Source organism: Pseudoxanthomonas sp. LjRoot125 (assembly GCF_964252705.1).
Lineage (GTDB): Bacteria > Pseudomonadota > Gammaproteobacteria > Xanthomonadales > Xanthomonadaceae > Pseudoxanthomonas_A.
In genome coordinates, this window is the sequence record NZ_CAXUOY020000001.1 from 2,695,258 (window position 1) to 2,709,526 (window position 14,269).

At 68.5% G+C, this 14,269-nt stretch carries 16 protein-coding genes; 9 read left to right on the forward strand and 7 right to left on the reverse strand.

All coding sequences use genetic code 11. The features are described from left to right. Window positions 1–12: 12 nt before the first annotated feature. Window positions 13–1,332, reverse strand: a complete 1,320-nt coding sequence (locus ACSION_RS12410) for an alpha/beta hydrolase (protein WP_435306140.1) — start codon at window positions 1,330–1,332, stop codon at window positions 13–15. A 190-nt stretch (window positions 1,333–1,522) separates the two neighbouring features. Between ACSION_RS12410 and ACSION_RS12415 the strand changes: the two genes are divergently transcribed. Genes ACSION_RS12415 through ACSION_RS12425 form a run of 3 tightly spaced genes read left to right on the forward strand, consistent with a single transcriptional unit; the run spans window position 1,523 to window position 2,467 of the window. After that, a complete protein-coding gene (locus tag ACSION_RS12415; protein ID WP_435306141.1) occupies window positions 1,523–1,675 on the forward strand; it encodes a hypothetical protein in 153 nt (50 codons plus the stop codon). Then, complete coding sequence (locus ACSION_RS12420; RefSeq protein WP_435306142.1) at window positions 1,672–2,139, forward strand: YaiI/YqxD family protein; 468 nt, start codon at window positions 1,672–1,674, stop codon at window positions 2,137–2,139. The genes ACSION_RS12415 and ACSION_RS12420 overlap by 4 nt, the downstream gene beginning before the upstream one ends. 7 nt (window positions 2,140–2,146) lie before the next feature. Next, window positions 2,147–2,467 carry a DUF6122 family protein gene (locus ACSION_RS12425; protein ID WP_435306143.1) on the forward strand — a complete coding sequence of 107 codons (321 nt, stop codon included), beginning with the start codon at window positions 2,147–2,149 and terminating at the stop codon, window positions 2,465–2,467. 9 nt (window positions 2,468–2,476) lie between these two features. Here the strand turns inward: ACSION_RS12425 and ACSION_RS12430 are convergent, their stop codons facing one another. The 3 genes from ACSION_RS12430 to ACSION_RS12440 all read right to left on the reverse strand — a co-directional run bounded on the left by ACSION_RS12430 (window position 2,477) and on the right by ACSION_RS12440 (window position 4,477). After that, complete coding sequence (locus tag ACSION_RS12430) at window positions 2,477–2,950, reverse strand: DUF1801 domain-containing protein (RefSeq protein WP_435306144.1); 474 nt, start codon at window positions 2,948–2,950, stop codon at window positions 2,477–2,479. A 1-nt stretch (window position 2,951) separates the two neighbouring features. Beyond that, a complete protein-coding gene (locus ACSION_RS12435) occupies window positions 2,952–3,368 on the reverse strand; it encodes a DUF1801 domain-containing protein (RefSeq protein WP_435306145.1) in 417 nt (138 codons plus the stop codon). A gap of 92 nt (window positions 3,369–3,460) precedes the next feature. Beyond that, window positions 3,461–4,477 carry a S66 peptidase family protein gene (locus tag ACSION_RS12440; protein WP_435306146.1) on the reverse strand — a complete coding sequence of 339 codons (1,017 nt, stop codon included), beginning with the start codon at window positions 4,475–4,477 and terminating at the stop codon, window positions 3,461–3,463. A gap of 177 nt (window positions 4,478–4,654) precedes the next feature. Here ACSION_RS12440 and ACSION_RS12445 point away from each other — a divergent pair, with 177 nt between their 5' ends. The 3 genes from ACSION_RS12445 to ACSION_RS12455 all read left to right on the forward strand — a co-directional run bounded on the left by ACSION_RS12445 (window position 4,655) and on the right by ACSION_RS12455 (window position 8,846). Further along, window positions 4,655–5,272 (forward strand): dihydrofolate reductase family protein, encoded by a 618-nt coding sequence (locus tag ACSION_RS12445; RefSeq protein ID WP_435306147.1) that lies wholly within the window; start codon window positions 4,655–4,657, stop codon window positions 5,270–5,272. Window positions 5,273–5,363: 91 nt separating this feature from the next. After that, on the forward strand, window positions 5,364–5,843 hold the full coding sequence (locus tag ACSION_RS12450; protein WP_435306148.1) for a VOC family protein: 480 nt from the start codon (window positions 5,364–5,366) through the stop codon (window positions 5,841–5,843). Window positions 5,844–5,948: 105 nt separating this feature from the next. Next, the gene (locus tag ACSION_RS12455) at window positions 5,949–8,846 is read left to right on the forward strand and encodes a ligand-binding sensor domain-containing diguanylate cyclase (RefSeq protein WP_435306149.1); all 2,898 of its coding nucleotides are present in this window, start codon (window positions 5,949–5,951) and stop codon (window positions 8,844–8,846) included. Window positions 8,847–8,919: 73 nt separating this feature from the next. Here the strand turns inward: ACSION_RS12455 and ACSION_RS12460 are convergent, their stop codons facing one another. The 3 genes from ACSION_RS12460 to ACSION_RS12470 form a co-directional block, all read right to left on the reverse strand. Further along, entirely contained in the window at window positions 8,920–9,441 is a 522-nt protein-coding gene (locus ACSION_RS12460) for a hypothetical protein (RefSeq protein ID WP_435306150.1), read from the reverse strand. Between the two features lie 2 nt (window positions 9,442–9,443). Next, the gene (locus ACSION_RS12465) at window positions 9,444–10,526 is read right to left on the reverse strand and encodes a hypothetical protein (RefSeq protein ID WP_435306151.1); all 1,083 of its coding nucleotides are present in this window, start codon (window positions 10,524–10,526) and stop codon (window positions 9,444–9,446) included. A gap of 227 nt (window positions 10,527–10,753) precedes the next feature. Continuing rightward, window positions 10,754–11,281, reverse strand: a complete 528-nt coding sequence (locus ACSION_RS12470) for a hypothetical protein (RefSeq protein ID WP_435306152.1) — start codon at window positions 11,279–11,281, stop codon at window positions 10,754–10,756. 175 nt (window positions 11,282–11,456) lie between these two features. Between ACSION_RS12470 and ACSION_RS12475 the strand changes: the two genes are divergently transcribed. From ACSION_RS12475 to ACSION_RS12485, 3 genes are read left to right on the forward strand one after another with little or no spacing between them, the layout of a single operon-like run. Continuing rightward, window positions 11,457–12,608, forward strand: coding sequence for an SPFH domain-containing protein (locus ACSION_RS12475; protein ID WP_093486361.1), 1,152 nt, complete (start codon window positions 11,457–11,459; stop codon window positions 12,606–12,608). A gap of 14 nt (window positions 12,609–12,622) precedes the next feature. Beyond that, the gene (locus tag ACSION_RS12480; RefSeq protein WP_435306153.1) at window positions 12,623–13,945 is read left to right on the forward strand and encodes a TFIIB-type zinc ribbon-containing protein; all 1,323 of its coding nucleotides are present in this window, start codon (window positions 12,623–12,625) and stop codon (window positions 13,943–13,945) included. Then, window positions 13,942–14,202: a hypothetical protein gene (locus ACSION_RS12485; RefSeq protein WP_093486365.1), complete on the forward strand. Its 261-nt coding sequence runs from the start codon at window positions 13,942–13,944 to the stop codon at window positions 14,200–14,202. Before ACSION_RS12480 ends, ACSION_RS12485 begins: the two co-directional genes overlap by 4 nt. Window positions 14,203–14,269: the final 67 nt, after the last annotated feature.

Consider the following 14,269-nt stretch of genomic DNA (forward strand, 5'->3'; position numbering starts at 1 on the left):
GCCTGAAACGCGTCACGGCGGCGGCAGGATCTTCCAGAACATGCCCGCGCCCAGCTTCACCGATTGCAGCGGCTTGCGCTGCGCAGCCGGCTGGTTGGCGCGGAACATCTCGCGGATGTCGCCCATCACCTTGTCCGACTCCATGAAGTAGGAGTGCGCCAGCACGCTCTGGTCCACGCCGGAGACATCGATGGTGTCCACGCCGGAAACCAGCACGACACCTTCGCTGGTGTCGCCGGCGCGCGGCCCGCGGTTGACCTGCTTGGACGCCTTCAGCGCCAGGTCCTCCGACGACGCGTAGAGCGTGACCCGGCCACTCGCCCGCTGCAGCGCGGGCGCCAGTTCGGTGCGGAATACCTTTGCGTCGATATCCGGTGCCGCCAGGATGATGCCGCGGAAGCGCCCGCGCAGCTCCGGACGCCGGGTAACCAGGTTGCGCACCGCCTGGGTCAGCCCGCGCGTGCCCATGCTGTGCCCGATCACGTACAGGTTCTGCGCGCCGGAGCGGTCGGCGAGGTCCGACAGGAAGTTCTCGATGTACGGCACCGAGCGCGCGATGCTCTGCTCGTCGGTAAAGTAGCCCGACAGGGCGGCCTGCGAAGGCCAGCTGTAGAACACCGGCGCACCGTCGAAGCGCAAGTCGTAAGCAAGCTGCGCCGTACGCCGGGCGGCGTCGCGGAAGCTGACGTTGTACCCGTGCACGAACACGAACGCATTGCTGCCGTGCGATTCGCCGACGCGGCCGTACAGCCGCGCGAAGAACGGCGATTTCTCCAGCCGCCCGACGTCCTGCAGGATGACGTGCTGCTTGGCGTCTTCCTTGAACTCAAGCAGGTACCAGCGCGGCGACTCGAGCTCGCCCGCCACATGCGACTTCGGAATGCTGATCCGCGCGGTGCCGTAAGTGAGCTGGCGCGCCAGCGACGACGTGAAGCGGTCGCCCGGCGGCAGCGAAGCGAACGCCGCCGCCGGCACCCGGTTGGTGGCGTAGAACACGTCGACGTTGACGAAATCCTTCTCCGGCGGCTTGCCAGACTGCGCCGCCTCACGGGCGCGTGCGGCACGCTCGGCGGCTTCCCGCGCGGTCGCATCCCGCTGCTGGCGGGCGCGTGCTTCGGCCTCGGCGGCGGCGGCACGTCGCTGGGCTTCGGCGCGTGCAGCCGCTTCCGCGGCGCTGCTGGGCGGCGGCGGCGGCGGCGGCGGCGGCGGAGGCGGGGGTGGAGGCGGCACCGGCGTCTCCTCCGGCGGAGGCGGCGGCAATTCGTGGACGACGCGCTTCGAACAGCCAGCCAGCACCAAGGCCGCCAGCACCAGGCAGAGGATCCGCCGCATTCTTCACCCCATGGAAGGACGTCCTGACCGCCCCAGTCCCCGGAGGCGGCCGACGACCCGATGGTATCGCAGGGCCGGTGGCGCGGCGAGCCGGAAACGGTCCGTATTAGCCAGCAACCGCGCCCGCGGGCTATCGTGTGAGGGTACGGACCGCCACCGGCGGGCCCCTTCCCTCACCTGGACCCCCTGCATGCCTACGCCCAACTACTCCTTCGAGAAACGACAGCGCGAGCTGGCCAAGAAGAAGAAGAAAGAAGAGAAAGACGCCAAGAAGCGCGCCGAGCGCGACGCCGCCCGGACCGATACCGGCACCGAGGATGCCCCGGCCGACACGCCGGAATGAGTGACGCCGCGGCACCGCCGCAAGTGTGGGTGGATGCCGATGCATGCCCGGGGCCGGTGAAGGAGATCCTGTTCCGCGCCGCCGAACGTGCGCAGGTTCAGGTGACCCTGATCGCCAACCAGTGGCTGCGTACCCCGCCCTCGCGCTTCATCCGCGCCTTGCAGGTGCAGGGCGGCTTCGACGTGGCCGATGACGCCATCGCCGAACGCGCGCGCAGCGGCGACCTCGTCGTCACCCAGGACATCCCGTTGGCGGCACGCGTGCTGGCCAACGGCGCGCAGGCGATCAATCCGCGCGGCGAGCGGTTCACGCCGGACAACATCGCCGAACGGCTGTCGATGCGGAACTTCATGGACGAGCTGCGTGGGGCCGGCGTGCAGACCGGTGGCCCGGCGGCCTTCAACGCGCGCGACCGGCAGGCGTTCGCCAACCAGCTGGATCGCTGGCTGGCATCGCGACGCTGAGGTCGCGATGCCGGAATTCGAGTTCCGCCCTGCCTTCCACCTCGTGCTGCACGTCATCGTGCCGCTGGTGGTGGCCCGCCTGTTCTGGCCCGCACACTGGAAACGGGCCGCGCTGTGGATGCTTGCTGCCTGGGTGATCGACCTCGACCACCTGCTGGCCAACCCGATCTACGCCCCTGGGCGCTGCAGCATCGGCTTCCACCCACTGCACACCTGGCCCGCCATCGCGATGTACGCGGGCCTGACCGTGCCGAAGAAGACCCGTTGGTTCGGCATCGGCCTGTTGATCCACATCGTGCTGGACGGGATCGATTGCCTCCTGATGTAGCGGCAGCGCCTACATCTTCTCGCCAGGCAACCCACTCGCCTGCGTGATCCAGTCCGCCAGCTGCACTTCGTCGAACGCCTCGCCTTCGCGCAGGTGGGCGTAGCGGACGTCGGCCACCTTCGAGGCTTCAGGCGGTACCGGCGTCAGCGATTGGCCGCGGAAGAAGGTCACCTTGAGATAGCGTTCGAAGCAATGGAACGAGAGGAACCATCCCTCCGCGCCGGGCGCGCCGTAGAAGGGCGAGTTCCACTTCACCGCCTTGCGCACGCCGGGCACGGTTGCGTCGATCAGCGCATCAAGGCGCTTGGCGACGGTCTTCTTCCATCCAGGCACTGCGGCCAGGTAAGCGCGCACCGGTGCATCGCCCTCGCCCTTCGGAATCTGCGGATTGCCACCAGACAGCAGGCGCGGCGCTGACGACGTCTTCTTCTTCGCAAGCGTCTTCGCAGGCACTTTCTTCGCGGCGGCCTTCTTCGTCGCCATCTCAGGCCTTGGCCTTCTTGGCCTTGTTGAACGTCACCGCGCGCAGGAACAGCGCCTTGAAGGCCGCCGAATCCAGCACATCGCGCTCGCGCACGTCGATGGCGCGGCGCGTACCGCCGTCCAGGCTGGCGTTGAAGAGATCGTCGGGATCGTCCAGCTTCGCGCCGTGCGCGAAGGTCAGCTTCACGTAGGCCTTGTAGACCTCGCCGGTGCACACCAGCCCGTTGTGCGACCACGTCGGCACGCCATGCGGGTTGGTCGGCTTGACCCATTTCACGTCTTCCACGACGTCCGGATCGGCGTCGTGGATCAGGGCGCGCACGCGCGCCAGCACATCGCCCCGCCAGTCGCGCAGCTCATCGATGCGCGCGTCGATGCGGCGCGACGCGTCGCTGGTGTCCTTCGGGGCGGTGGTCATGCGGTGCTCCTTGCGGTGACTTTCAGTCGACGGGGTGCTCGAATGACGGAAGAATGTCGCTTCGATTGTTCAAAGCGCGCGAAACGGTGTTCTCACCCCTGGAACACCGGCTCCAGCATCCGGAACGTACCGGCGTCTGCATCCATTTCCACCCGCCCGCCGACGGGCACGATGAACTGCTGGCGGATGTGGCCGATCATCGCGCCGCGGTAGGTCGGCACCTTCAGCGGTTTGAAGTAGTCGTCGAAGATTTCCGGCAGCGTCAGCGAGCCATAGCCGTTGCCGGGATCGCAGTCGGTGCATTCGCCGAAGATCACGCCGGCTACCTGGTCGAGCGCGCCCATCAGGCGCAGCGTGCTGAGCATGCGATCGATGCGGTACGGGGCCTCGGAGACATCTTCGAGGAACAGGATCTTGCCGCGGAAATCCGGCAAGTACGGCGAACCCGCCAGCGCCACCAGCACCGACAGGTTGCCGCCCACCAGTTCGCCCTGCGCCTTGCCACCGGTGAGGGTGACGGTGCGGTTGCGCCGCTGGACGAGCTCGTCGCCCTTGTCGGCGCTGTTGCGGTATTCCATCTGCTCGCGCTGGAAGAACACCCGGCGGAACTGGTCCGCGTTGAAGGCATTCCAGCTGCCGATGCCGATGGGCCCATGGAAACTCACCAAGCCTGCCTGCGACAGCAACGCGTTGTGCAGCGCGGTGATGTCGGAGTAGCCCAGCAGGATCTTCGGATTGCGGCGGATCGCCGCGTAGTCGAGCAGCGGCAACAGGCGCGCCGCGCCGGACCCGCCGCGCGCGCAGACGATCGCCTTGACCTCGCGGTCGGCGAACATCGCGTTGAGGTCGCCGGCCCGCTCGGCATCTGTGCCCGCCAGATGGCCGCGACGCGATGCGAGGTGCGGGGCCACCTTGACCTTCAGGCCCAGTGCTTCCATCGCCTCCTGTGCCAGCTGCAGGTCGAGCGGCTCGTCGGTGGCCGCGGACGGGCTGACCAGGCCGACCGTATCGCCGGGATTCAAGGCCACCGGCAGCAATCGCTTGCGCGGCGCGGCGGCGAATGCATTCGGGCCGGCCGCCAGCGGCAGCATCAGGGTCGTGGCGGCCAACGCCGCTGTTCCGAGGAAATTCCGCCTGCGCATGTCACCGCCTGTCGTAGGGAACCGGCCCCAGCTTAACAAGCCCGGCGCGCCTTCCTGAACGATCGCGCGCGCACCGTGTCGATTCCGCCGTGATCCGTTCGTCGCTGGTGAAAAGGCGGAGGTACCGCCAGCGAGGAACACCACATGCGCAAGCTCATCGTCGCCGTCATGGTCAGTCTCGACGGCGTCATCCAGGGCCCCGGTGGCCCCGACGAAGACCGCAGTGGCGGCTTCGCCCTCGGCGGCTGGGCCTGGCCGTACGCCAGCGATGGCGAAGCGATGGACGGCCTGTTCTCGCATCCCTTCGCGCTGGTGCTGGGCCGCCGCACCTACGACATCTTCGCCGGCTACTGGCCGAAGGTGTCCAGCGATGCGCCACACGGCGCCATCGCCGATGCGTTCAATGCCGCCACCAAGTACGTCGCCACGCATCATGCGGCCACGCTGGCCTGGGCGAACAGCAAAGCGCTCGGCAAGGACGTAGTCGGTGCGCTACGCACGCTCAAACAGCAAGACGGCCCCGACCTGGTGACCCAGGGCAGCAGCGACCTGCTGCATCAACTGCTCGCGAGCGACGTCGTCGACGAACTGCGGCTGTTGGTCTACCCGGTGCTGCTCGGCCGGGGCAAGCGCCTGTTCGACGACAGTGCGCAGCCGACGGCGTTCCGGTTGTCGGGTTCGCGCACCACATCCACGGGCGTGATCGTCAGTCGCTATCTCCGCGACGGCGATGTCCGCACCGGTTCGTTCGGCGACGACTGAACCGCCTCCCCTCCGGCAGTTTCACCGTGCCTTCCCACGCGAACCGGATGCTGTGTCCTTCGCGCCTTTCTGTTCGATAACGGAGCTTCCCATGATTCCCAAGAACACCATCTGCCTCTGGTACGACACCGACGCGCTGGACGCCGCCACGTTCTACGCGAAGACCTTTCCCGACAGCACCGTGGGCGCGGTGCATCGTGCGCCGGCGGATTTCCCCTCTGGCAAGGAAGGCGACGTGCTGACCGTGGAGTTCACGGTGCTCGGCATCCCCTGCGTGGGCCTCAACGGCGGCAAGGCGTTCAAGCAGACCGAGGCGTTCTCGTTCCAGGTCGCCACCGACGACCAGGAAGAGACCGACCGCCTGTGGAATGCGATCGTCGGCAACGGCGGTGCGGAGAGCTCGTGCGGCTGGTGCAAGGACAAATGGGGCCTCAACTGGCAGATCACGCCCCGCGTGCTGACCGACGCGTTCACCAGCCCGGACAAGGGTGTCGCCAAGCGCGCATTCGAGGCGATGATGGAGATGCGCAAGATCGACATCGCGAAGATCGAGGCTGCCGTCCGGGGATGAACCCGTCCCACCCGGGGTCTTGGCCCTCAATTCCACGCCACCGGTGCCGCTATCAGCTGGTAGCATGAAGCGACACCGGTGGGGGACCGATGCCTCGAATTCCGCATGTTTCCTGACGTACGGCGCACCTGCGCCCTGCTGGCTTTCGTGCTGTGCGCGCTCCTCCTGCTCCCCGCCCATGCGCTGGAGCCGCGTCGGGCGATCGGCCAGTTCACCCATGCCTGGTACGAGAACGAGCTGCCCCAAGGCACCGTACTGTCCATCGCCCAGCAGGCCGACGGGGCGATCTGGTTGGCGACCTACGGCGGCCTGGCGCGCCATAGCGGCGATGGCTTCGAAACGATCGACCCGCGCGTCGCACCGGCGCTGAAGAGCTCGGCCATCACCGCGGTCAGCGCCGATCGCGCCGGCGGCGTCTGGGTCGGCACGCTCAACGGCGGGCTCTATCACCGCCAGGGCCGCGCCCTCGCCCAGGTTCCCCTGCCGGAAGGCATCGAAAGCGTGTTCGGCATCGTCACCGACACCGCCGGCGGTGTGTGGCTGACCACCAACGCGGGCGTGGTGCGGATGGTGAACGGACAGCCGCGGCTGCTCGGCGACGCCGATGGCTTCCCGCCGCGTGGCTTCTACCGGGCCATCGTCGCCGACCGCAACGGCGGCATCTGGATCGCGGCCGACGGCGTCGGCGTGGTCCATTGGCTGGACGGAAAGGCGCAGCTCTACGACGAAGCGGACGGCCTGCCCAGCAACGCGGTCTACAGCCTCGCCATCGATGCCGCCGGCACCGCATGGGTCGGTACCCAGGCGGGCCCGGCGTTCTTCCGCGACGGCCGCTTCCAACGTGACCCGCGCGCCGCCGCGCTCGACGGCCGGCGCATCTACAGCCTGTACGGCGACCGCGACGGCAGCGTGTGGTTCGCGCCGCTGGACATGGGGCTGTGCCGGCTGGTGTCCGGCCACTTCAGCTGCGACAACACCCTCGCCGGCCTGCAGGGCGAGACCGTGCGGTCGATGTTCGAGGATCGCGAAGGCAACCTGTGGATCGGCACGACCTCCAGCGGCCTGCACCGGTTGAGCCCGTCCAAGCTGGTCACGGTGACCGGACAGATGGTCTCCAACGCCGTGCGTGCCGTGCACCAGGCGCCCGATGGGGCGCTTTGGGTGGGCACCGACGGCGCTGGATTGTCGCGGTACGACGGCGCGGTGCTGCAACCGGCTGCGGACTACAACCGGCAACTTCCCAGCCAACTGATCCGCGCGATCCGCTCCGACGACCGCGGCCAACTGTGGGTCGCCGGCACCGAGGGTGTCACCCGATTCGATGCCGCTGGTCGCGCACGCACCTTCAGCCTGGCCGAAGGCCTGCCAGGCACGATCGTGTTCGCCTTCGCGCCGGCCCGCGACGGCGGCATGTGGACCGGCACGCTGCAGGGTGTCGCGCGTATCGACGGCACGCAGGTCGACGTGGTGGAAGGCACCCGCGGCGACGACACCCGTGCGCTGTACGAAGACCCCGACGGCCGCCTGTGGATCGGCCTGCGCAGCGGCCTGCGCTGCCTGTCGCGCGGCGTGGTGGATACGTGCGGCACCGACGGCCTCCCCGGCACCAGCGTGTTCGCCTTCCACCGCGCCGCCGACGGCGCCCTGTGGCTGGGCACCAGCGTAGGCATCGTGCGGGTCCACGCGGGCAAGGTCACCCGCTATCTGCAGCGCGCCGGCTTCCATGGCGATGCGGTGTTCGCGTTGCTGGACGACGGGCGCGGCAACCTGTGGTTCAGTTCGAACCGCGGCATCGGCCGACTGTCCAACGCCGGCTTCGCTGCGCTGGATCGCGGCGACGTTCAGCAGATCGAACCGCACTGGTACGGCACCAGCGACGGCATGCTCAACGCGCAGGGCAACGGCGCCTCGCAGACGCCAGCGGACCGCAGCGAGGATGGGCGGCTCTGGTTCGGTACCGCCAAGGGCGTGGTGATCGTCGACCCGGACCGCATGCAGGGCAACCCGCAACCGCCACCGGTCGCCATCGAGCGCTTGCTCGTGGATGGCGCGGACGTGGATCCGTCGCGCGCCGCCCGGCTGGGCCCGGGCGTGGAGCGCTTGGAGCTGCACTTCGCGGCGATGAGCTACGTTGCACCCTCGGCCGTGCGCTACCGCTACAAGCTGGAGGGCTTCGACCGCGCGTGGAGCGAGTCCGGCACCGGCCGCGCTGCCTACTACACCAACCTGCCGCCCGGTGATTACGTGTTCCGGGTGATGGCCAGCAACAACGACGGCGTATGGAACGAGCGAGGCGCGCAGCTGCGCTTCACCCTGCTGCCGCAATGGCACCAGACCTGGTGGCTGCGCACGCTGGCGACGCTGATGGTGCTGGGCCTGCTGGCCGCGCTGGTGCGGTTGCGACTGCGCGCCGCACGCGCCCGCGAACGCGCCCTCACCCACGAAGTGGCCCAGCGCACCGATGCGCTGCGCGAAGCCAATGCGCGACTGCAACTGCTGGCGGCCAGCGATGCGCTTACCGGCATCGCCAACCGGCGCGAATTCACCCGTTGCCTGCAACTGGCCTGGGACGATCACGCGCTTCGCGATGCACCGCTGGCGGTGCTGCTCGTCGACGTGGATGAATTCAAGGCCTACAACGACAGTTATGGCCACCTCGGTGGCGATACCGCGCTGGCCACCATCGCCACCCACCTGGCCGCGAGCCTGCGCAGCGACGACGACCTGGCGGCGCGCTACGGCGGCGAAGAGTTCGCCGTGCTGCTCCCGGACTGCGACGCCGAAACGGCCCTCGCCCTTGCCCGACAGCTGGTGGAGGACGTGCAACACCTCGCCCTGCCGCACCGGGCGTCGAGCGTGGCGGACATCGTCACCGTCAGTATCGGTGCGGCCAGCCTGCGCCCGGCGCAGGGCGATACGCCCGATGCGTTGCTGCATGCCGCCGATGCGGCGCTCTACCGGGCCAAGGGCGAAGGACGGAACCGAGCCCTGCCGGCCCGTTGACGTCGGTCACGCGACACGTCCGGACATGCATCGCATGCCCGGACGTTCGTTGCCCGATGCAATGCGCGGTGGATCAGCCTTTCCGGCAACCTGCGTCCAGTCGCGCGACCAACTGCGCCATCGCATCGTCGAGCGCACGGGCATACCCTGCGTAGGCTTCGTCCTCGGTGCCGTTCCAGTTCATCGAGGGCTTCTGCGAACGCAAGGTGAACGCCGGCTGCTGGCCCGCGGTCGCGCTCAACACCACGACCGGAATCTTGGTGCCCAGGTTCTGCGTCATGTACATGTGCAGGACCTTCACGTCGACCGTGTCGCCCTCGCCCTGCGGCGCGATGCCGACGGCGGTCATCCGCCCACGCACGATGGCGGCGGCATCGTCCACCAGGAACAGGTGCTCGCTCAGCCCGCCGGCACGTCCGGTCGATGGGCGCGCATCCACCACCTCGCCCTGCCGGTACGCGCACGCCACCTTGCGCTCGACCTTGCCGGCCAGCCGCGTGGGATCCATCTGCACGCGGTTCACCTTCATCGCACAGCCGCCAAGCATCGTGGCCGCCAGGCCGACGGCCAGCGCGCCCCACGTCGCACGCGCCATGCTCAACCTCCGACCGGCGCGGTCGCAGCTGCGGCGTCGGCCGGCGTGGTCGCCGGTGCGACGTCCGGTGCCGCCTGCGTGGCAGGTTCGGCCGCCGGCGCGGGCGCCGCAGCGTCCACGGCGCCGGTGGCGATCGCCTCCGCCGGTGTTTCGCCGGTCACGCCCTCCGCCGCGGCCACCATCGTCGGCGCGGCCGGCGGCACGAACGCCGCGGGCAACGGCGCACCGGCCAGCAGCGGCTCCAGGCCCAGCAGGGTCTGCATGTGGCCACGGCCCATGCGCAGCCACGACCAGCCTTCGCCCTGGCGCACCGGTACGCCGGAGTAGCGCATGCCCGACAGGTTGACCGCTTCCGCCTTCACCTTGGCGTTCCACGCCGCACGGCTCTCGGCCGTGAAGTCGTTCACCAGCATGTCGACCGACTGCTGGATGCCACGGTCCACCACCGCCGCCAGACCGGGCGCACCCAACGCCACCCAGTCCTGGATCGGCTCCGGGCTGCGCGCGCCGGACATCGGGAACTGATAGCTGTAGTCGCGCGTGAGGCGCGGCACGACCTTGATCTTGCCGTTCGATTTGACGCTGCGCTCGACGAACTGCGCATGCACCAGCACCGTCAGCTGGGTGAACTGGCTGTCCACCGAATAGCTCGGCGTCAGCACCAACGCCTGTGGCGGCAGCTGCGCCTTCTGCTGCGCATCGTAGGCTTCCCACGTGGAGGGCATCACCGTCACCTGCGGGTTCGGCGAAATGCCCTCGGACACCAGCTTGGCGCGCAGTGCGTCCTGCATCTTCTGGTTGAACGGATAGCCCACCAGCAGGTCGCGCAGCGGCACCACCGCTTCCTCGGCGTTCTTCACCTGCGAGTTCTGCACCGCGCTGCCGATCAGCGCGCCAATCAGGCCGAACTGCATGCCCATGTTCTGGGCCGTGGCCGGCACGACCACCCCGAGTTCCTGTTGCGCCTCGACGATCTCGACCGGCAACGATTCGCCGAGCGGCATCGGCAGCTCGATCGGCTTCGCCGCCAGGCACAGCCCCGACCACGACAACGCCCACAGCAGTACGCCTACGCGCTTCAACATGATTCCCTTCCCCTGAGTGATGTACATGACGGACGTGGCCGAGATGCGGCATCGCGCGCGCCGCATGGAGCGCGCCCAACGCATGTCGGTTCGTCGAAGAAAAACCCCCTGGCGCCGACCACCGGACTTCCGGTCCCCACCGGCACGACAGGCAGCACCCCCGCGCTGCACGCGCACGATACGCGAACCGGCGCCGTCTGCACCATGCGTTGCAGCAGACCGGGCGGTCAGAGCCCCAGGTGGTCGCGCAGGGCTAGGCGCACGCGTTCGGCGTAGTCCTGCGATCCGTAACGCCCGGCATCGAACACACCGCCGGCGCCGGCCGCCTCCGCCAGCCCGGAGAAGGTTGGCCGCGGCACGATGACGACCTGCCAGGGCGCGTCGTCGTGGTCGGCATCCTCGCTCCTGCGCACCTCGATGGCCGCCACGTTCGTCGTGGTCAGGCGCGTGATCGTCTGCCGGCCCCAGGCTCTGCGCTGGACGAGCACCGTGTGCGGCGGATAGGTCCAGTGGTCGCCCCAACCGGACAGCCCGGCGCGGATGAACTGCAACCCCACGTAAGCCGCACCGCCCACGATGACCGCGAAAAACGGCGTGGCGAAGTTCAACGGCCACAGGCCACGGCCCAGCTCCCACAGCGGCATGACGATGGCGAACGCGCCGGCAGCGACGCAACCCACGCGGATCGGCCACGGGAACTCGCGGCGCACCAGCGGCAGGTCGGCTTCGAAGACGTCGGCATCGTGGGCAGGCATGCCGCATGGTAGCCGCATCCGGTGTCTTCGCCACCGCGCGCGCCGTAACGTTTTTGCAACGTTCTCCCGCATCCCGCGTCCATGACCTCTGCGCCATGGACGCTGCGTATCGCTCTGTATACTCGGCAGTGCACGGCGGGTACCCCTTCCCGCCTTTGAATCACGGAGCGATGTCATGGGTCTTGTACAGGCGGTGGTGGGTGCGGTCGGCGGCGTGTTGGGCGACCAGTGGAAGGATTTCTACACCGTGCCGGATGGCCTGCCGGCGACGGCGGCGCTGTTCGCGGCGGTGCCGCGCGGCACCAATGCCGGGCGCGGCTCCAACACCAGTGGCTCGAACAACATCATCACCAACGGCTCGAAGATCGTCGTGCCCGAGGGCTACGGCCTGCTGCTGATGCAGGACGGCGCGATCACCGCGTTCGTCGCCGAGCCGGGTGGCTATGAGTGGCGTTCGGACGACATCAACTCGAAGTCGATCTTCGCTGGCGACGGCATCGTCTCGACCTTCATCACCCAGAGCTGGGAGCGCTTCAAGTTCGGCGGCCAGCCGGGCTCGCAGCAGGCGGCCTTCTTCGTCTCGCTGAAGGAGCTGCCGGAGAACCGCTTCGGCACCCAGTCCGAGATCTACTGGGACGACGGCTTCCTCAACACCCAGGTCGGCGCGGTCACCCGCGGCTCGTACACGCTGAAGATCGTCGACCCGATCCTGTTCGTGAAGAACTTCGTGCCCGCCGCCTACCTGCAGCCGGGCAAGGTGTTCGACTTCACCGACCTGGACAACGCGGCCGCCGGCCAGCTGTTCAACGAAGTCGTCGGTTCGCTGGCGCCCGCTTTCAGCCTGTATACGAACGATCCGTCCAAGGGCAACCGCATCACCAAGATCCAGCAAGATTCGCTCGGCTTCGCGCAGAGCCTGTCGGCGGCGGTGGAACAGGGTTACCAGTGGAAGTCCGACCGCGGCCTGGCCATCGTCAAGACCGCCATCGTCTCCATCGAGTACGACGCCAACACCCGTGAACTGCTGAAGACCGTGCAGCGCGCCGATGCGCTGGCCGGGTCGCGCGGCAATTCCAACCTGCAGGCCAGCGTCGCGCAGGGCATCCAGTCCGCCGGCGAAACCGGCGGTGCCGCCGGCCTGGTCGGCGTGGGCATGGCCTCGGGCATGGTGGGGGGCCTCGGCGCGCTGCAGCAGCCGGCCACGCCGGCCGCGCCCGCTGCCGAAGATCCGGTCGCCAAGCTGCAGAAGGCCAAGCAGATGCTCGACCTCGGCCTGATCACCCAGGCCGATTACGACGCGCTGAAGGCGAAGGCACTGGGCCTGTAATCCGCACACCGCCCATGTCCAACCCGAACCGTCCGGCGCCCCCGCCGTTGCCGCCGGCCCCACCCGTGGGGCCCGGCTCACCGCAGGACGTGCCGCCGCTGCCCGGCACGTTCCCGGTCGATCCCGCCACCCTGCCCGACGCCATCCGCGACGAGCTGCAGGCGCCCGATCCGGTCGCCATCGATACCGCGTCGGCCGAACTGCGCGACGGGCAGAACCGCTGCCCGAAGTGCGGCGCCACCGACATCCGCCACAAGCCCGGCACCGACCTGCTGGTCTGCCTGTACTGCCGCAACGAGTGGGACGGCGCGCGCGTCGAGGAAGCCTTCGGCTTCGGCACGGGCCATGCCGATCTGCGCGGCACCGTCGTCGCCTCGGGCGCGAAGGACATCGACGCCGATGTCGCGGCGCTGATGACCTTCAAATGCACCGGCTGCGGCGCCGAGGTCACGGTCAACACCGAGAACGCGATGACGGCGCGCTGCCACTGGTGCCGCCACGTGTTCGGCGTGAACGAGCAGATCGCCAACGGCGCGGTACCCGACGCGGTGCTGCCCTTCCATATCAAGAAGGACGATGCGGTTGCGCGGATCCGCCAGTTCGTCGACAAGCGCCGGCTGTTCGCACTGAAGGAATTCAAGGACCAGTTCACGCCCGAGAACGTCGTCGGCGTGTACCTGCCCTACATGATCGTGGACGGCAACGCGAGCGCCGAGGTGTCGGGCAAGGGCGAGATCCTGATCCGTCGCTACACCCGCGGCACCGAGAAGAACAAGAAGACCTACTACGACGCCGACCTCTACCAGGTCGAACGCCAGGTGGACTTCACCGTCGACGACCTGCCGCTGGAATCCTCGCGCGAGCGCGGCAACCTCGACACCGCCGTCAACACGCAGAACATCATCAACACCATCCTGCCGTTCGACACCAAGAACGCGGTGAAGTGGAACGCCTCGTACCTGTCCGGCTTCACCTCCGAGAAGCGCGATACCGACGTGGAGCAGTTGCGGCCGCGGCTGGAAGACCAGTTGCTGTCGATCGCGCGGTCGCAGGTCGAGGATTCGGTGAACCGCTACGACCGCGGCGTACGCTGGGAACGCGAGCGCCTGGACGTGCACGGCACCCGCTGGGTGTCGATGTACCTGCCGGTGTGGCTGTACTCGTACCACCAGCCGGGCCGCAACGGCGGCATGCTGCATTACATCGCCGTTAACGGCCGCACCGGCGAAACGATGGGCAGCGTGCCCGTGCAGCACTGGAAGCTGCTGCTGGCGGCGCTGACGGTGGGCACCTTCCTCGAGGGCATCGCCCTCGCGATCATCTGGGCGGGCGCATGAGCGACGACAACGGTCTATGGCTGCTGGCACTGGGCCCCGCGGGTGCCAGCGCGCTGTACTGGGCGCTGTACCGGTATTACCGCAACACCGACAAGTCGCACGCGTTCGAGCGCGAGACGGACGTCGTCGCCAAGCCGGTCACCGGCGCGGACCGCAAGATCGACGAGATCCGCGGCACCCAGCGCAGCGGTATCGACGGCGACAACGTCAGCGCCTACCGCCAGCGCGTGGAGCGCGTACGCGGCGACAGTAGTTAGCGGCCCGCCATAACGCGCGGCGGCGTATTCGTAGGCTGGGTTGGCTCCATCAACCCAGCATCACGCG